General features: G+C 60.2%; 16 protein-coding genes. 7 read left to right on the plus strand and 9 right to left on the minus strand.

From position 1 onward, the window contains the following. Positions 1-24 precede the first annotated feature (24 nt). The 3 genes from ABTW55_RS22300 to ABTW55_RS22310 all read right to left on the minus strand — a co-directional run bounded on the left by ABTW55_RS22300 (position 25) and on the right by ABTW55_RS22310 (position 3,006). The gene (locus ABTW55_RS22300; RefSeq protein WP_060420801.1) at positions 25-573 is read right to left on the minus strand and encodes a metal-dependent hydrolase; all 549 of its coding nucleotides are present in this window, start codon (positions 571-573) and stop codon (positions 25-27) included. Between the two features lie 422 nt (positions 574-995). Continuing rightward, on the minus strand, positions 996-1,661 hold the full coding sequence (hxpB, locus tag ABTW55_RS22305; RefSeq protein ID WP_060420804.1) for a hexitol phosphatase HxpB: 666 nt from the start codon (positions 1,659-1,661) through the stop codon (positions 996-998). 64 nt (positions 1,662-1,725) lie between these two features. Continuing rightward, positions 1,726-3,006 (minus strand): HdeD family acid-resistance protein, encoded by a 1,281-nt coding sequence (locus ABTW55_RS22310; RefSeq protein ID WP_060420807.1) that lies wholly within the window; start codon positions 3,004-3,006, stop codon positions 1,726-1,728. Positions 3,007-3,191: 185 nt separating this feature from the next. On the opposite strand from ABTW55_RS22310, the gene ABTW55_RS22315 reads away from it, so the two are divergent. Then, the gene (locus ABTW55_RS22315) at positions 3,192-3,752 is read left to right on the plus strand and encodes a YniB family protein (RefSeq protein WP_033638308.1); all 561 of its coding nucleotides are present in this window, start codon (positions 3,192-3,194) and stop codon (positions 3,750-3,752) included. A 35-nt stretch (positions 3,753-3,787) separates the two neighbouring features. On the opposite strand, the gene ABTW55_RS22320 is transcribed toward ABTW55_RS22315, so the two are convergent. The 6 genes from ABTW55_RS22320 to ghoS all read right to left on the minus strand — a co-directional run bounded on the left by ABTW55_RS22320 (position 3,788) and on the right by ghoS (position 8,873). Then, positions 3,788-4,657, minus strand: a complete 870-nt coding sequence (locus ABTW55_RS22320) for a fructosamine kinase family protein (RefSeq protein ID WP_350429308.1) — start codon at positions 4,655-4,657, stop codon at positions 3,788-3,790. 239 nt (positions 4,658-4,896) lie between these two features. Next, positions 4,897-5,751: a metal ABC transporter permease gene (locus ABTW55_RS22325; protein WP_033646322.1), complete on the minus strand. Its 855-nt coding sequence runs from the start codon at positions 5,749-5,751 to the stop codon at positions 4,897-4,899. Further along, complete coding sequence (gene yfeC / locus ABTW55_RS22330) at positions 5,751-6,611, minus strand: iron/manganese ABC transporter permease subunit YfeC (protein ID WP_033638311.1); 861 nt, start codon at positions 6,609-6,611, stop codon at positions 5,751-5,753. Before yfeC ends, ABTW55_RS22325 begins: the two co-directional genes overlap by 1 nt. After that, positions 6,611-7,501, minus strand: coding sequence for a manganese/iron ABC transporter ATP-binding protein (locus ABTW55_RS22335; protein ID WP_033638312.1), 891 nt, complete (start codon positions 7,499-7,501; stop codon positions 6,611-6,613). Before ABTW55_RS22335 ends, yfeC begins: the two co-directional genes overlap by 1 nt. Beyond that, positions 7,498-8,442, minus strand: a complete 945-nt coding sequence (locus ABTW55_RS22340) for a metal ABC transporter substrate-binding protein (RefSeq protein WP_033638313.1) — start codon at positions 8,440-8,442, stop codon at positions 7,498-7,500. The genes ABTW55_RS22335 and ABTW55_RS22340 overlap by 4 nt, the downstream gene beginning before the upstream one ends. A 131-nt stretch (positions 8,443-8,573) precedes the next feature. Next, the gene (gene ghoS / locus ABTW55_RS22345; protein WP_033646321.1) at positions 8,574-8,873 is read right to left on the minus strand and encodes a type V toxin-antitoxin system endoribonuclease antitoxin GhoS; all 300 of its coding nucleotides are present in this window, start codon (positions 8,871-8,873) and stop codon (positions 8,574-8,576) included. Between the two features lie 109 nt (positions 8,874-8,982). Between ghoS and ABTW55_RS22350 the strand changes: the two genes are divergently transcribed. The 6 genes from ABTW55_RS22350 (at position 8,983) to ABTW55_RS22375 (ending at position 16,640) form a co-directional block, all read left to right on the plus strand. Next, positions 8,983-9,648, plus strand: a complete 666-nt coding sequence (locus tag ABTW55_RS22350) for a transglycosylase SLT domain-containing protein (RefSeq protein WP_004931439.1) — start codon at positions 8,983-8,985, stop codon at positions 9,646-9,648. Positions 9,649-9,955: 307 nt separating this feature from the next. Next, positions 9,956-10,681 (plus strand): gluconate 2-dehydrogenase subunit 3 family protein, encoded by a 726-nt coding sequence (locus ABTW55_RS22355; protein ID WP_033638317.1) that lies wholly within the window; start codon positions 9,956-9,958, stop codon positions 10,679-10,681. 2 nt (positions 10,682-10,683) lie between these two features. Then, on the plus strand, positions 10,684-12,465 hold the full coding sequence (locus tag ABTW55_RS22360; RefSeq protein WP_060431868.1) for a GMC family oxidoreductase: 1,782 nt from the start codon (positions 10,684-10,686) through the stop codon (positions 12,463-12,465). Between the two features lie 12 nt (positions 12,466-12,477). Next, entirely contained in the window at positions 12,478-13,815 is a 1,338-nt protein-coding gene (locus ABTW55_RS22365) for a cytochrome c (protein ID WP_033638319.1), read from the plus strand. 257 nt (positions 13,816-14,072) lie between these two features. Next, positions 14,073-15,356 (plus strand): serine/threonine protein kinase, encoded by a 1,284-nt coding sequence (locus ABTW55_RS22370; protein WP_033638320.1) that lies wholly within the window; start codon positions 14,073-14,075, stop codon positions 15,354-15,356. Between the two features lie 150 nt (positions 15,357-15,506). Beyond that, positions 15,507-16,640: an ABC transporter substrate-binding protein gene (locus ABTW55_RS22375; protein WP_033646319.1), complete on the plus strand. Its 1,134-nt coding sequence runs from the start codon at positions 15,507-15,509 to the stop codon at positions 16,638-16,640. The last annotated feature ends 1 nt before the right edge of the window (position 16,641 follow it).

The raw sequence follows: 16,641 nt of genomic DNA on the forward strand, positions 1-16,641 counted from the left end.
GATTGGTTGAGCGGGTTTTTGTGATCAGGGTCTAATATTTATGATTTGCTCGACATAGGATTGCACCGGCAGGGTGAAATCACCTTGCCAGCAGATGGCAAACGCCACCAGGCATAGACACAACACACGCTCCAGCTGGTTGCCCTTTTGCGAGTTGAGCAGCGGCAGACGAAAACGCCAGCGGCACGGCCACAGCAGCGGAACGCCGGCGGGGGTGAGCATATCGGCCAGCAGATGGCTGAAGTAACCGATGATCATGGCGTGCAGCGCGTCGGCCGGGATCGGCCAGCTGCGCGGCACGTCCATCTGGAACAGCGCCATGCCGCCGGCGATCGCCAGCAGGCTGTGGGTGAAACCGCGGTGGCCGAATGCGCGGGCGATGGGAATGGCGAGCCAGCGCAGACGCTGGCCCAGCACCGACTTGGGGTGATCGATGTCCGGCAGCAGCGAGGTCAGCAGCGCGGCGGGTATGATGTGCCACCAGTCGCCGGTAGCCAGCTCTGGCGTCACTTCCGCCTTCTTGGCGAAGATCGCGCAAGCGACAGAGAATATAAGGTGTCCTTCCGCGGTCATGCTGTTGCGATTCCGGCTGGTAAACTGTTAATTTATCCAGTATATGGGAAAATTCCCAGTAGTGGAAGCAGTTACCCTGTAACCAATTGTTTATTTTCCCCTGTTTTACAACGGGTTGTTACGGCAATGCGTAACAAATCATCGATTTTGACCGGTGAGAATTAACGGCGGGCGATGGGCGGTGGGGAACGGAAAGAAACGAGGGCGGTTGTTTGGCGTGCGGCGGGAGGAAGCGGCGGCCTTGAACAGCGCTGCGTGGCAGTGACAACGCTCCGCGGGCCGTCGCTTTCCCTGCCGCCCAGCATAATAATAACAACATGCCAATTCAATAATAATGAAACACTGTTTCGTTTGTTTTGCGGCGCGGATCCCCTTTATGCGCAGAGCGGCAAAGCCAGGGCGCCGGTGGCCGGCGCCGCAGGTCAGGCAAAGTGGGCGGGGGTGAGCTGTTCCAGGGTCTCCAGCTGGTGGTCCGCCAGCGCCCAGCGCGGATCGTGGCGGTATTCGGCGGCGGGGATGACGATGGAACGCATGCGCGCGGCCTTGGTGGCGATCATGCCGTTAAAGGAGTCTTCCAGCGTGATGCAGCGCAGCGGATCGCTGCCCAGGCGCTCGGCGGCGATCAGGTAGACCTCCGGATGCGGTTTGCTATACGGCAGGTATTCGGCGGAAACCAGCTGATCGAAGTAGCCCGCAAGATCGAACATCTTCAGCACCTGCCGTTGCATGTGCAGCGGCGAGGCGGAGGCGAGGCCGATGTTCAGCCCCTGCTCGCGGCACAGCTCCAGCGCCTGCCGGACGCCCGGCAGCAGCGGGCGCGTCTCGTGCACCAGCTCGATGGCGCGTTCGATAATCCGCGCCGACACCTCATCGAGCGATACGCCTTGCCACGGCATCGCCTGGTACCACATTTTCACCACCAGATCGATGCGCAGCCCCAGGGTGTCCGGCAGCTTGTGGCGATCGGACAGATCCAGACCCAGCGCGCCGAAGATATCCAGCTCGGCCTGCAGCCACAGCGGTTCCGAGTCGATCAACAAGCCGTCCATATCAAAAATTGCGGTTTCAATGCGTTGCGAATAAGCCATTAACGGTTAACTCCTGCCGGCGCGGGTGAATGTGCCCGATACTCTATCATCGCCGGTGGCGAGACTAAAATCTTTGCCTGCGCGTTTGGCTTTTGCCAAAGCGAAGGATATTCCACACCTCGCGTAATTTTAACCACCAGCGTTGGTGTTGGCGCTCGGTGACCTGTTGCAACATGCGGGCATAGTCCAGCACCAGTCCCGGCGTCCAGGTCATGCTTTCGCCACGGCTGCGCAGCACCGCCAGCATCCACAGATTGGGATCCAGCACCAATAACAGAAAACGGCGCCACAGATGTTTATCGCCCAGCACGCCCTCCAGCGCGCTGTCGAGCGCGCCGATGACCGTGGTGGAGCAGTTGCGCCGAGTCAGGTTGTAAGTCGCGTCCTGCCGATACCGCAGCCAGAATGCGCGCAGCGCCGCCGGGTTATAGCGATAGAACTGAATTTTCTTGTCCGGCGGGCACCAGGCGGCGATCTCGCCCGGCAGGTCGGGCAGGAAACGCCCGTCGACGTTGTTCTGTTCGCCGGCATGCAGCAACTGGCGGAAATCCTGAACGGAATGGCTGATGTCGTTGAGCGGGTAGTGACTGATATACACATCCGGCGCGAGCGCCAGGGCGGCATGACCGGTGGAGATATTGCCGCCGCCGTCGACCGCCGCGATGTATCGGTCGACGATGTAACGCCGGCGTGGATCTTTAGCCGCACCAATCGGTGTCCAGACATACACCGTGAGCGGCGTAGCCTCGTCCGCCGGGGGCGGTGGCTGCCGCGCGGGGTACTGATTCAGAGAGAAGCTTGCCAGCCTCCGGGCGATACGCAATAAAGCCCAGCCGGAAAGCACCATCATCACGCCGAGGCAAAAGGGCACCGTCATCCGGTGCGGCGCCGGCCAGCCGACAAAAATCATCAACGAAAGCAGGATCTCGCCGCCGCCCGCCAGCGCCACGGTTTTCCATCGACTGTGTTGAATCACCGTGGAGGAGGCGATGCGCACGGCGCCGTCAAGCAGCAGCGCGCTGCCAAACACCACGGTGGCGACGATGTTATCGTCTGCGGGCACGTCCAACATTAAAAAGGCCATAAACACGAAGCCCAGCCCCTTCAGCAGCACCGGTCTGCTGGCAGAAGAGCCGATCACCAGCGCGGCGGATATCGCCACCAGCCCCTCCAGCGCCAGGATGACCGCCAGCGCATCCAGCGCCAGCACGGATCGGCCATCCTGCAGTATGTCGAACAGCACCAGCGCCCCTGCGGCTATCCACAGCCAACCGAACAGCACCAGCAGGCGGCGCTGGCCGTGCAGCGCCTGCGCGCCCAGCAATAAGATAATCAGTCGAATCATGGCGGCCTCTGCCCGAATGGATAACTTTATCTCTTCAATGATAGTGCCCGGACGGCGTTAAGCAGTTGATTTCGGCGAATTCGGCTAAGCTTGTAGCACAGCGGGAATGAAGAAAACGGTGGGCGAGCTTTGCCAACTGCAGGTAGACTTAGCCGATTCGGTTACGTCGCTAACAAGGGGAACACATGACGTATCAACAGGCCGGGCGTATCGCCATTTTGAAACGCATTCTCGGATGGGTGGTTTTTATCCCGGCGTTGCTGTCTACGCTGATTTCCGTGCTGGGCTTTGTCTACCAGCACAGTGAAAAAACCAAGGGCATCAACGCGGTGATGCTGGATTTTGTCCACGTGATGGTGGACATGGTGCGTTTCAATACGCCGTTCCTGAACCTTTTCTGGTACAACTCCCCGGTGCCTGACGTGGATAAAAGCCTGTTCAGCGGCGCCAATCTGATGTTCATCATCATCTACATACTGATCTTCGTCGGGCTGGCGCTGCAGGCTTCCGGCGCGCGCATGTCGCGCCAGGTCAAGTTCATCCGCGAAGGGTTGGAAGACCAGATGATCCTGGAGCAGGCCAAGGGCAGCGAAGGGCACACGCGCCAGCAGCTGGAGGAGCGCATTACGCTGCCGCACCACACCATCTTCCTGCAATACTTCCCGCTGTACATCCTGCCGATCGTGATTGCGGTGATCGCCTGGTTCGTGATCCGCCTGTTGGGGCAGTTGGCCGGCGCGGCCTGAGGCATGAACGGGGCGCCGAGCGGCGCCCCGGAACGTTACGACGCCTCGGGCTGCAACAGCGCCTCCACCGCGCGCTGCGCAGCCACCAGATGCTGGCCGCCGAACAGGTTGCTGCGGTTGAGCAGGTAGTACAGCTGATACAGCGGCTGGCGCTCGATAAACCCGGCACCCAGCGGCCACACGCTCTGATAGCCGTCGTAGATCTGCGGCGGCAGCTCCGGATACAGCGGCAGCATCGCCAAATCGCACTCTCGGTCGCCCCAGTAACTGGCCGGGTCGAACAGAATCGGCCCGTTGGCGGTCATCGCGCAGTTGCCCGGCCACAGGTTGCCGTGCAGCAGGGAAGGCTGCGGCTGGTGGTGCTGCAAGCGCAGATACACCCGATCGACGATGTCGTCGATATCGCCGAAGGTCATGCCTTTCTCCGCCGCCAGCTGCAGCTGCCAGCCGATGCGCTGCTCGGCGAAGAATTCCGACCAGCGGCGCTGCCAGGCGTTGGGTTGCGGGGTGGTGATCAGATCGCTGTCGAAGTCGAGACCGAACTGAGGTTGCTCGCTCCACTGGTGCAGATGCGCCAGCTGCTGGCCCAGGCAGTAGGCGCCGTGGGCGTCGAGGGGTTTCAGCTGCTGATACTCCAGCAGCAGGAAGCTGTAGTCGCGATCGCTGCCGACGCCGTACACTTCCGGCACCCGCACGCTTTTGCTGCGTGCCAGCAACGCCAGCTGATCGGCCTCGGCGGTGAATATCGGCAGTTGTTCCCGGGCGTCGCATTTCACGAACACCTCGTTGTCACCGTAACTCACGCGCCACGCCGGGTGAATGTCGCCCCCGGGCAGTTCAATCCTTTCGCGTATCTCTGCGCTGCCAAGATGTTCACTTAACAGACGGCTAACGGCTTGCCACATGGTATCTCCCCCTCTGTGCTGCCTGATAATTCATTAGGTTAGCGTCTTTCCCGTGGTGAAAACACGACGCGGCGCACAGCCGGCGTCAAAGGCGGCGATTTTTTCAGCGTCTCGCCAGCTCAAAGTATATACCCTATTGATTAATTTAAGCGCAATACCGGTTGCAACTTGATGACAACAACGCAATGAGCGGGGGCAGGCGATGCGGCGAGCAGAGGGCATCGCCGCATCGGAGGGGATTAACCGCCGGTGAGGGCGTTTTGGTTACGCTGTAACGGACGCAGCTTGCTGTACAACAAGGCGATAACGAACAGCACGGCCTGTACGATGACGATGCAGGGCCCGGTGGCGCCGTCGATGTGGAAGCTGATCAGGGTGCCAAGCACGCAGGAGAACACCGACACCACCGTCGCCACCACCAGCATGCGTTCGAAGCGGCGGCACAGCATAAAGGCGATGATGCCCGGGGCGATCAGCATGGCGATCACCAGGATCACCCCCACGGCCTGCAGCGAGGCGACGATGGTCATCGCCAGCAGGCACAGCAGCCCGTAGTGCAGCAGCTTGACCGGCAGGCCAATCACCCGCGCATGATGCGGATCGAAGCAGTACAGCATGAAGTCTTTGCGCTTGAGCAGCACCACCGCCAGGGTGATGCCGGCGATGAGCAGTGTTTGCTTCAGCTCGCCGTCGGTAATGCCCAGCATGTTGCCGAACAAAATGTGGCTCAGGTGCTGGTCGGTATCGATGCGCGAGAACAGCACCAGGCCGAAGGCGAACATGCCGGAAAAGACGATGCCCATCACCGTGTCTTCTTTCACCCGGCTGTTCTCTTTCAGGTAGCCGGTGGCTACCGCGCAAAAGATGCCGGAGAGGAAGGCGCCGATCGCCAGCGGAATGCCGACCACGAACGCCACCACGATGCCGGGCAGCACCGCGTGCGAGATGGCGTCGCCCATCAGCGACCAGCCTTTGAGCACCAGGTAGCAGGAGAGCACGGCGCACACCACGCCGGTGACGATGGCGGCAACGATCGCCCGCTGCATGAACGGGTAGGCGAAGGGTTCGCTGAGCAGTTGATACAGGGTGTCCATCAGCGGCCTCCGGTTTGCGAATGCGCCACGCGGCGCCGGGACGCCAGCAGGCCGTGTTTCGGCGCGAAGAAGAACGCCGCCAGGAACACCAGCGTTTGCAGGGTGACGATCACCCCCCCGGTGGCGCCGTCGAGGAAGAAGCTCAGGTAGGCGCCGATGCCGCTGGTCAATGCGCCGATGATGATGGCGATGATCACCAGCCGGCTGAAGCGATCGGTCAACAGATAGGCGGTAGCGCCCGGCGTGATCACCATGGCGATCACCAAAATGGCGCCGACGGTTTGCAGCGCGGCGACGGTACAGGCGCTGAGCAGGGTGAAGAACAGGATCTTCAGCCGCAGCGGCGACAGGCCGATCGACACCGCGTGGCTTTCGTCGAAGAACACCGCCAGCAGGTCTTTCCACACCAGGCACAGGATCAGCAGCGAAACGCCGATGATGATTTCCACCTGCAGCACGTCTTCGTCGGCGATGCCGAGGATGTTGCCGAAGATGATCGACTGCACGTTGACCGAGGTGGGGTTGAGCGACACGATCAGCAGGCCGACGGCGAAGAAGGTGGAGAAGATAAAGCCGATGATGGCGTCTTCGCGCAGCCGGGTGATGTGGCGCACCAGCGTCATCGCCAGCGCCGCCAGCATGCCGGTAAAGAAGGCGCCGGCGGCGTAGGGCAGGCCGAGGGCGTAGGCGCCGGCCACGCCGGGCACCACCGAGTGCGACAGCGCATCGCCCATCAGCGACCACCCTTTCAACATCAGGTAGGCGGAGAGGAACGCGCAGGCGGCGCCGACGATGGCGCTGACCCAGATGGCCTTCACCATGTAGTTGTAACTGAAAGGTTGCAGCAGAAGGTCCAGCATCAGGATTGTTTCTCCCTGGCCTGGCTGTTGGCCGGCGGATCGCTCTTGGTGTGGCCGTAGAACACCGCCGGGCGCTCATCGTCGGTCAATACCGTAACGGTGCGCGGATCGTTGTCGTCGTGCAGATCCGGGCCGGAGAGGTTGATATGGCGCAGCACGCCGCCGAACGCCTGCTCCAGATTGCTCTGGGTGAAGGTGGTTTCGGTCGGGCCGGCGGCCAGCACCGTGCGGTTGATGAGGATCACCCGATCGCAAAACTCCGGCACGCTGCCAAGGTTGTGGGTGGAGACCAGGATCAGGTGCCCCTCGTCGCGCAATGCGCGCAGCAGATCGATAATGGCATTCTCGGTTTTCACATCCACGCCGGTGAACGGTTCATCCAGCAGCAGCACGGTGCCCTGTTGCGCCAGCGCGCGCGCCAGAAACACGCGCTTCTTCTGGCCGCCCGACAGCTCGCCTATCTGCCGGCCGCGCAGCTCGCTCAGGCCGACGCGCTCCAGCGCCTTGTCGACCCGCAGCCGATCCTCGCGCGACGGAATGCGCAGGAAGTTCATCTTGCCGTAGCGGCCCATCATCACCACGTCTTCCACCAGCACCGGGAAGTTCCAGTCGACGTCTTCGGTCTGCGGCACGTAGGCGATCAGATTCTTTTTCAGCGCCTCCGCCACCGGTTTGTCGCTCAGCGATACCCGGCCGGCGGTGGGCCTGACCAGGCCCATGATGCTTTTGAACAACGTCGACTTGCCGCTGCCGTTGACGCCGACCAGCGCGCAGATCGAACCGCCGCTCAGGGTAAAGCTGGCGTTGTGAATGGCGGTGTGTCCGTTGTTGTAGGTCACTGTGACGTCGTCCACGTTCAACTCAGGGCGGACAAACGGTTCATGGGTCATTGATCGAATCCTTTGGCGATGGTTTGCACGGTGGTGTTAAGCAGGTCGATGTAGGTCGGCACCGGACCGTCGCGGGTGGACAGCGAGTCTACGTACAGCACGCCGCCGTATTTGGCGCCGGTTTCTTTCGCCACCTGTTTGGCCGGCTTGTCGGAAATGGTGCTCTCGCTGAACACTACCGGAATATGGTGGGCGCGCACTGCGTCGATCACCCGGCGCACCTGCTGCGGCGAGCCTTGCTCATCGGCGTTGATCGGCCACAGATAGACTTCTTTCAGCTGATAGTCCTGCGCCAGGTAGCTGAAGGCGCCTTCGCTGGTCACCAGCCAGCGCTGTGCGGCCGGAATGCGCGCCAGGCGTTCGCGCAGCGGGGCGTCCAGCGCGCCGATTTTCTCTGCGTAGGCCTTGGCATTGCGGTTATAGGTTGCCGCGTTGGCCGGATCGTGCTCCACCAGCGCTTTGCGGATGTTCTCGATGTATACCAGCGCGTTGCTCGGCGACATCCAGGCGTGCGGATTAGGGTTGCCGTTATACGGTCCTTCGCGGATCGGCAGCGGGGTAATGCCTTCGGTGACTACCGCCGCCGGCACCTGCTTGATGTTTTCGAAGAAACGCTGGAACCAGCGTTCCAGGTTCATGCCGTTCCACAGGATCAGGTCGGCGTGCTGCGCTTTGACGATATCGCGCGGGGTCGGTTGATAGTCGTGGATCTCGGCGCCCGGCTTGGTGATGGATTCTACCACGGCGGCATCACCCGCCACGTTCTGGGCGATGTCCTGAATGATGGTAAAGGTCGTCACCACGCGCAGCTTTTTTTCCGCCAGCGCGTTTTGGCTGACCAAGGCGGCGCCGAGCAGCAGGCAGGCGAGCGTGAAAGGGCGTAACAGTGTGGCAGCGCGGAAAGGGCGACTGCGACGAAAAGCGCAACTTATCAATGGCATGATGACGTCTCCTGGTTCAAATGAAAATGATTATCAATATCAATTGAAGCGAAGTCAAGCGTCACTTGCCCACCGCCGGCGGGGTACATCTCCAACTGAAAAAATAATACCCTCCGGGAAGTTATAGCATTTTATGTATCAGTATGTAACCGCTGAAGGTAGTCCTTACAGGCGCATATCGCCACCTCCGGCTGTTTTCCCAATGCCAACTGGCCGAACCCCTGTGCCAGGCGCTGTACATCCTCTTGATCCAGCACGGTTATGAACGCAAAACTGTTGCTGCCGAGCTCATGGTGCACGCCATTTTCGTCTGTCACCGACGTGACAAAACCTTCGCGCGTCAATTGCCCGGTCAGCTTCGCCAGGTCGGTTAATCCCTCTTCCTGATAGCGAAAAGTCACCACAAAGCAGTTTGTTGCAGATTGACTCATAAATCACCTCTTGGTATATGGATAGCTTGAGATTAGCCCAAAAAATTACTGCAGGTGTCCTTACAAGTTGTATATGCTACGCAACTCATTGAAAGGAGTGAGGGATTCTGTGAAAACAAAAATAGGTTGCCTTACGGCAATTTTGCTTTTGTCGGGGTGCGCCAAAGATCCGCAAACGGCAAGCAATATTTCAGGCAGTGGCACAACGCGCGGCGGTTGGTTAAAACCCCCTCCGCAGGCACCGGTAAACCGCACAGGCACGCCGGTTGCCTATAACGATTACATTCGTCAGGCCGCCAGCAACTACGGCGTTGACGAAACGCTGATTAAAGCGATTATTCAGGTGGAGTCCGGGTTTAACCCGAACGTGGTCAGCACCTCGAACGCAGTGGGATTGATGCAGCTTAAGGCTTCTACCGCCGGCCGCGACGCCTATCGCATGAAAGGAAGAAGCGGGCAACCCAGCTCGCGTGAGCTGAAGGATCCGGCGGTCAATATTGATCTGGGAACGGCCTATATCAATATTCTTCAAAGCCAGCAGCTAGCCGGGATCAACAACCCACAGACTTTGCGTTATGCCACCATCGTTTCGTACGTGAACGGGGCGGGCGCCATGTTGCGCACCTTCTCATCGGACAAGCGCGTGGCGGTCAATCGCATTAATCAGATGAGCCCGGATGAGTTTTATCAGCACATCCAGAAAAAGCATCCGGCGCCGCAGGCACCGCGCTATTTGTGGAAGGTGACCACCGCCTATCAGGCGATGTCGCAGTAACCCTCTCTCTTGTCGAATCAGCCGCTGAACGCGGCCGATTTTGTTTCCGGCACCGTTCCAGCGCGCGAGCTGCTTCTCATTTTTCGTTATTTCCTCACCGCTTATCGGAAAAACCGCACGAAAAGTTAAATTTACGTTAGCAGATAAATCTTTACGTTCATTCAATAAGTTACCGGTAACATTTTTGCGCTTGGATGCATTCTGACCTTCAATAAATATACAAATAAGTAACAAATTATTTTAAAAACCCGTATCGATCGCAAGGTTGCGGTTAAATAGTTGTGACTATCTTTGGATGGAATGTGACATGTCGAATCATAAAACCAACAATTCGCGGCGCGATTTCTTGTTGAAATCGATGACCTTAATTCCTGCGGCGGTAATTGGTGGCAGCGGCGTTGGCGCGCTGACGGCACCGACACCGGCGGTCGCGGCCTCGAACACCTCAACGCAGAACGATTACCAACCGACCTTTTTCACCCCGGAAGAGTGGGCCTTCATCAAGGCCGCCGTGGCGCGCCTGATCCCGGCCGACGAGCGCGGCCCCGGCGCACTGGAAGCCGGCGTGCCGGAGTTTATCGATCGCCAGATGAATACCCCGTACGCCACCGGCGCCATCTGGTACATGCAGGGGCCGTTCAACCCCGATGTGCCGAAGGAGATGGGCTATCAGCTGCCGCTGGTGCCCAAGCAAATCTACAACCTCGGCATCAGTGACGCCGACGCCTACAGCAAGAAAACCGCCGGCAAGCCCTTCGCCGAACTGGATGGCGCGCAGCAAGACGCCATGCTGCAAAAGTTCGAGTCCGGCGAGGCGGAGTTCCCGCAGCTGCCGTCGAAACTGTTCTTCTCCTATCTGCTGCAAAACACCCGCGAAGGTTTCTTCAGCGATCCCATCCATGGCGGCAACAAAGACATGGTGGGCTGGAAGCTGATTAATTTTCCGGGCGCGCGCGCCGATTTTATGGACTGGGTTGAGCGAGGGGAGCGTTATCCCTTCCCGCCGGTCTCGATTCGTGGGGAGAGGGGCTAAGCATGGCAACGGTAATGAAAAAAGTAGACGCGGTGATCGTCGGCTTCGGCTGGGTGGGCGCGATCATGGCCAAAGAGCTGACCGAGGCCGGCCTCAACGTGGTGGCGCTGGAGCGCGGCCCGATGCGCGATACCTATCCGGACGGGTCTTATCCGCAGGTGATCGACGAGCTGACCTATAACATCCGCCGCAAACTGTTCCAGGATCTGTCGAAAAGCACCGTCACCATTCGCCATAACAGCAGCCAGACCGCGGTGCCTTACCGCCAGCTGGCGGCGTTCCTGCCGGGCACCGGCGTCGGCGGTGCCGGTTTGCACTGGTCGGGCGTGCATTTCCGCGTCGATCCGATCGAACTGCGCATGCGCAGCCACTATGAAGAGCGCTACGGCAAAAACTTCATTCCGAAGGACATGACCATCCAGGACTTCGGCGTGACCTACGACGAGCTGGAACCGTTCTTCGACAAGGCGGAGAAAGTGTTCGGCACCTCCGGCACCGCCTGGACCATCAAAGGGCAGAAAGTGGCGCAGAAGGGCGGCAACCGCTTTGCGCCGGATCGCTCCGACGATTTCCCGCTGCCGGCGCAGAAAAATACCTACTCCGCCCAACTGTTCGAGAAGGCGGCGCTGGAGGTGGGTTACCACCCTTACAACCTGCCGTCCGCCAACACCTCGGATTCTTACACCAACCCGTACGGCGCGCAGATGGGCCCGTGCAACTTCTGCGGTTTCTGCAGCGGCTACGCCTGCTACATGTATTCCAAGGCCTCGCCGAACGTCAACATCTTGCCGGCGCTGCGCATGGAGAAACGCTTCGAGCTGCGCACCAACGCCAACGTGCTGAAGGTCAACCTGACCGACGACAAGTCCCGCGCCACCGGCGTGAACTACGTCGATGCGCAGGGGCGCGAGATTGAACAGCCGGCCGATCTGGTGATCCTGGGCGCGTTCCAGTTCCACAACGTGCACCTGATGCTGCTGTCCGGCATCGGCAAGCCTTACGATCCGGTGACCGGCGAGGGTGTGGTCGGGCGTAACTTCGCCTACCAGAACATGACCACCATCAAGGCGTTCTTCGATAAAGACGTGTTCACCAACCCGTTTATCGGCGCCGGCGGCAACGGCGTGGGCGTGGACGACTTCAACGCCGACAACTTCGACCATGCCAAAGAAGGCTTCGTCGGCGGTTCGCCGTTCTGGGTCAACCAGGCGGGCACCAAGCCGATCTCCGGTCTGCCGACGCCTCCGGGCACCCCGGCCTGGGGCAGCAAATGGAAAGCGGCGGTGGCGGATGCTTACACTCACCACGTTTCGATGGACGCCCACGGCGCGCACCAGTCGTACCGCAACAACTATCTGGATCTCGATCCCAACTACAAGAACGTCTTTGGCCAGCCGCTGCTGCGCATGACGTTCGACTGGCAGGAGAACGACATCAAGATGGCGCGGTTCATGTACGACAAGATGGCGCCGATCGCCAAGGCGATGAACCCGAAACTGATCGCCGGCAGCCCGAAAAACGCCAACAGCCACTTCGACACCACCAGCTACCAGACCACCCACATGAACGGCGGCGCGGTGATGGGGGAAGATCCGAAGACCAGCGCGGTCAACCGCTATCTGCAGAGCTGGGATGTGCACAACGTGTTCTCGATCGGCGCATCGGCCTTCCCGCAGGGGCTGGGCTACAACCCGACCGGCACCGTGGCGGCGCTGGCTTACTGGTCTGCCCGCGCCATTCGCGAGCAGTATCTGAAAAACCCAGGCCCATTGGTGCAGGCATAAGGACGGCGAACGATGAAAGCATTTGTACCGGCACTGGTTCTCAGTGCAGTGAGTTTTTCCGTTTGGGCGCAGGACGCCACCGTCAGCAGCGAGCTGATCAAGCGCGGTGAATACCTGGCGCGCGCCGGCGACTGCGTGGCCTGCCACACCGACGGCAAGAGCGGCAAAACCTTCGCCGGCGGCCTGGCGATGGAGACGCCGATCGGCACCATCTACTCCACCAACATCACGCCGGACAAGAAAACCGGCATCGGCGATTACAGCTTCGAGGATTTCGACAACGCGGTGCGTAAGGGCGTAGCCAAAAACGGCAGTACCCTGTATCCGGCGATGCCGTACCCGTCGTTCGCGCTGGTGAAAGAAGACGACATGCGCGCCATGTATGCCTATTTCATGCACGGCGTGCAGCCGGTGGAGCAGGCCAACAAGGATTCCGACATCCCGTGGCCGCTGTCGATGCGCTGGCCGCTGAGCATCTGGCGCGGCATGTTCGCGCCGTCGCCGGCGGACTTCGTCGCCGACGCCAAGGCCGATCCGATCATCGAGCGCGGCCGCTACCTGGTGGAAGGCCTGGGCCACTGCGGCGCCTGCCATACCCCGCGCAGCATCACCATGCAGGAAAAAGCGCTGAGCAACAGCGAAAGCGACGATTACCTGTCCGGCAGCAACGCGCCGATCGACGGCTGGGTGGCTTCCAGCCTGCGCGGTGATAACAAGGACGGCCTGGGCAGCTGGAGCGAAGCCGAGCTGACCGAGTTCCTGAAAACCGGCCGTAACGACAAGGCGATCGTATTCGGCGGCATGAGCGACGTGGTGGAGCACAGCCTGCAATACCTGAGCGATGACGATCTGACCGCTATCGCACGCTACCTGAAATCGCTGCCGCCGAAAGACGGCAAGCAGCAGGCGGCGCCGGTCGAAGACAGCGTGGCCAAGGATCTGTGGCGCGGCGACGACAGCAAGCCCGGCGCGGCGCTGTATGTCGATAACTGCGCGGCCTGCCACCGCACTGACGGGGTGGGCTACAAGCGCGCCTTCCCATCGCTGAAGGGCAATCCGGTGGTGCAGACCGAGGACGCGACCTCGCTGATCCACATCGTGCTGACCGGCAATACCACGCCGGCGGTGCAGGGGGCGGTGTCCAACATCACCATGCCGCCGTTCGGCTGGCGTCTGAACGATCAGCAGGTGGCGGACGTGGTGAACTTCATCCGCACCAGCTGGGGCAACAGCGCCAAACCGGTGAGCGCCTCCGACGTGGCCGACGTGCGTAAAGACCGCTCGATGATCCGCGACGAGAAGGAGATGGGCAGCGCCGAGGTGCCGGACCATCCGGACGCGAAGAAGTAAACCGTTTAAGGGCTCCGCAAGGGGCCCTTAGTTTTTACTGGGTGCGCCGGTTTTTTCAGCATTTTCTGTTCGCAAATCGTTCGTTCGGCCGATAAAACATAGACCCGCAACGGATTTTTCATTATCCTTTGCCGTCCTTTCATCAGGCGCAAGTATGAAATATCGCTTTAATTCACTGATTATTATTAAAAAATTCGCGGAGAAGGATATCCCGTTAGGCGCAATCGTTGGCGCCGCAGATTAAGGTAGACTGTCTCATGAGTACGATTTCTCCCGATTCAGGCACGCTGACGGCCGCTCAGCCCGCCAAATGGAACAAAACCGACACCGTCTGGATGTTCGGTCTCTATGCCACCGCGGTGGGCGCCGGCACGCTGTTCTTGCCGATCAACGCCGGCCTGAACGGCCCGCTGGTGCTGCTGTTGATGGCGCTGTTCGCTTTCCCGCTGACCTATTTGCCGCACCGCGCGCTCAGCCGCTTCGTGCTTTCCGGCTCCAGCCGCGACGGCAATATTCACGATGTGGTGGTCGAACACTTCGGCGTACTGGCCGGCAAAATCATCATGATGCTGTATCTGATGGCGTTCTTCCCGATCGTGCTGGTGTACAGCATTTCGATCACCAATGCGCTGGACAGCTTCCTGATCCACCAGTTCCACGTGGCGCCGCTGCCGCGCATCTGGCTAAGCCTGGCGGTGGTGGTGGTGCTCAATCTGGTGCTGCTGCGCGGCAAAGACAGCATCGTGGCGGCGATGGGCATGCTGGTGTTCCCGCTGTTGGTGTTCCTGATGGGCATTTCGCTGTACCTGATGCCGAGCTGGAATACCGCCAATTTCGTTCACGGCCTGGCCGCCACCCGCTTCGACACGCCGGGGCTGTGGCATTCGCTGTGGCTGGCGGTGCCGGTGATGGTGTTTTCCTTCAGCCATGCGCCGATCATCTCTTCCTTCGCCTCGACCCAGAAGAGCCTGTATGGCGATAAGGCGGAACGCCGCTGCGCGCGCATCATGCGCTACAGCTATGTGCTGATCTGCGTCACCGTGCTGTTCTTCGTGTTCAGCTGCGTGCTGAGTTTGTCCCATGAAGACATGCAGCAGGCGAAAGATCAGAACATCACGGTGCTGACCACCCTGGCCAACAAGTTTTCCAACCCGCTGATCGCCTATCTCGGCCCGGTGATGGCGATGCTGGCAATGGCGAAATCCTATCTCGGCACCTCGCTGGGGGTCACGGAGGGGGCGACCAGCCTGATCGACGGCGTCACGCGCGCGGTCGGCAAACCGCTCAGCTCGCGCATGACGCACCGCATCTCGGCGGTTTCGCTGTTCCTGCTCACCTGGGCGGCGACGGTGTGGAACCCCAGCGCGCTGCACATCATCGAAACCATCAGCGGCCCGCTGATTGCGGCTATCCTGTTTATCCTGCCGATGTACGCGGTGCGCGCGGTGCCGGCGATGCGCAAATACCGCGCGGCGAGCAACGTCTTCGTGCTGGTGATGGGCCTGATCGCGCTGTCGGCCCTGATTTACGGCCTGGTGTGATCCCCTGGGCGCGCCGCCTTCGGCGCGCCTCTCAATCCTGCGTTACACATCCCTTTGCAATTAATCGTCGGGTTGCCGGGCGTTATCTTTGATAATGCAAGCCATTCTCATTAGTATTTCCTGATTGCGTTCATGACTAAGGAGTCTTTCGTGCACCGTCGAATCACTTTGCCGGCGCTGATTTGCGCCGCCTTACTCGCCTCTCCGGCGATGGCCACCACCTATCCGCTGACCCTGACCGACACCTCCGGCCAGACGCTCACCCTCCAGCAAGAACCGAAACGTATCGTGGTGCAGGACGGGCGCGACATTCTCACGCTGGCGCTGCTCGATCGCGCCAACCCGTTCGGCCGGCTGGTGGCCTGGAATAACCTGCTGAAGAAAAGCGACGCGGCGACCTGGGATATCTTGCAGAGCAAATGGCCGGCGGCGAAAAACATCATCGATATGGGATTCAGCGACAAAGGTGAAGTGAATCTGGAGAGCGTGATCGCCAAGCGGCCCGATCTGATGATCGCCCAGCTGCGTTCCAAACCTTCGCTGAGCCAAACCGGCGTGCTGGATAAGCTCAAGGCGCTGAATGTGCCGGTGCTGTTTATCGACACCATGCTCAAGCCGGTGGAAAACACGCCGAAAAGCGTGACGCTGCTGGGGGAAACCCTCAACCGGGAAAGTGAAGCCAAGCAATATACCGATTATTATCAGCAGCATTATCAGGCCATTCTGGCCAAGACGCAGGCGGTGGAACCCAAGCCGCTGGTGTTCTTTGAAGCCAAGGCCGGCCTGAACGGGCTGGAGTCCTGCTGCTTCACCCATGCGCACGTCGGCTGGGGCGCGTTGGTGGAAGCGGTCGGCGCGCGCAACATCGGCTCTGCGCTGTTGCCGGGCGCGACCGGCGACGTGGCGCTGGAAAAGGTGATCGCCATGAAACCGGATGCCTACATCGTTTCCGGCTCGCAGTGGGCCAGCAAGACCAACGCCGCGGTGCCGTTCGGCTATGGCGTCACGCAGCAGCAGGTGGATGAGGCTTTCAATCGCATGAAACAGCGCCCGGGCTTCGCGCAGGTGTCGGCGGTGAAAGAAGGGCGGTTCTACGGCATCTACCATAACTTCTACAACCATCCGTACAACATTGTCGGGTTGGAGTATCTGGCGAAGTTTATCTATCCGGCGCAGTTCCCGGATCTGGATCCGGCCAAGACCTACAGCGAGATCCTCAGCCGCTTTACCGAAGTGCCGGAAGGCAAAGGCATTTTGGGCGCGCAGGCGCCGACGGGGAAATAAC

Origin of the sequence: Serratia sp. SM04 (assembly GCF_040280225.1) — a bacterium.
GTDB lineage: Bacteria > Pseudomonadota > Gammaproteobacteria > Enterobacterales > Enterobacteriaceae > Serratia > Serratia sarumanii.

Excerpts from the sequence above, each read along its gene's own strand:
- ABTW55_RS22300 (WP_060420801.1), bottom strand. The coding sequence starts at position 573 with ATGACCGCGGAAGGACACCTTATATTCTCTGTCGCTTGCGCGATCTTC.
- hxpB (WP_060420804.1), bottom strand. The coding sequence starts at position 1,661 with ATGGCTTATTCGCAACGCATTGAAACCGCAATTTTTGATATGGACGGC.
- ABTW55_RS22310 (WP_060420807.1), bottom strand. The coding sequence starts at position 3,006 with ATGATTCGACTGATTATCTTATTGCTGGGCGCGCAGGCGCTGCACGGC.
- ABTW55_RS22315 (WP_033638308.1), top strand. The coding sequence starts at position 3,192 with ATGACGTATCAACAGGCCGGGCGTATCGCCATTTTGAAACGCATTCTC.
- ABTW55_RS22320 (WP_350429308.1), bottom strand. The coding sequence starts at position 4,657 with ATGTGGCAAGCCGTTAGCCGTCTGTTAAGTGAACATCTTGGCAGCGCA.
- ABTW55_RS22325 (WP_033646322.1), bottom strand. The coding sequence starts at position 5,751 with ATGGACACCCTGTATCAACTGCTCAGCGAACCCTTCGCCTACCCGTTC.
- yfeC (WP_033638311.1), bottom strand. The coding sequence starts at position 6,611 with ATGCTGGACCTTCTGCTGCAACCTTTCAGTTACAACTACATGGTGAAG.
- ABTW55_RS22335 (WP_033638312.1), bottom strand. The coding sequence starts at position 7,501 with ATGACCCATGAACCGTTTGTCCGCCCTGAGTTGAACGTGGACGACGTC.
- ABTW55_RS22340 (WP_033638313.1), bottom strand. The coding sequence starts at position 8,442 with ATGCCATTGATAAGTTGCGCTTTTCGTCGCAGTCGCCCTTTCCGCGCT.
- ghoS (WP_033646321.1), bottom strand. The coding sequence starts at position 8,873 with ATGAGTCAATCTGCAACAAACTGCTTTGTGGTGACTTTTCGCTATCAG.
- ABTW55_RS22355 (WP_033638317.1), top strand. The coding sequence starts at position 9,956 with ATGTCGAATCATAAAACCAACAATTCGCGGCGCGATTTCTTGTTGAAA.
- ABTW55_RS22360 (WP_060431868.1), top strand. The coding sequence starts at position 10,684 with ATGGCAACGGTAATGAAAAAAGTAGACGCGGTGATCGTCGGCTTCGGC.
- ABTW55_RS22365 (WP_033638319.1), top strand. The coding sequence starts at position 12,478 with ATGAAAGCATTTGTACCGGCACTGGTTCTCAGTGCAGTGAGTTTTTCC.
- ABTW55_RS22370 (WP_033638320.1), top strand. The coding sequence starts at position 14,073 with ATGAGTACGATTTCTCCCGATTCAGGCACGCTGACGGCCGCTCAGCCC.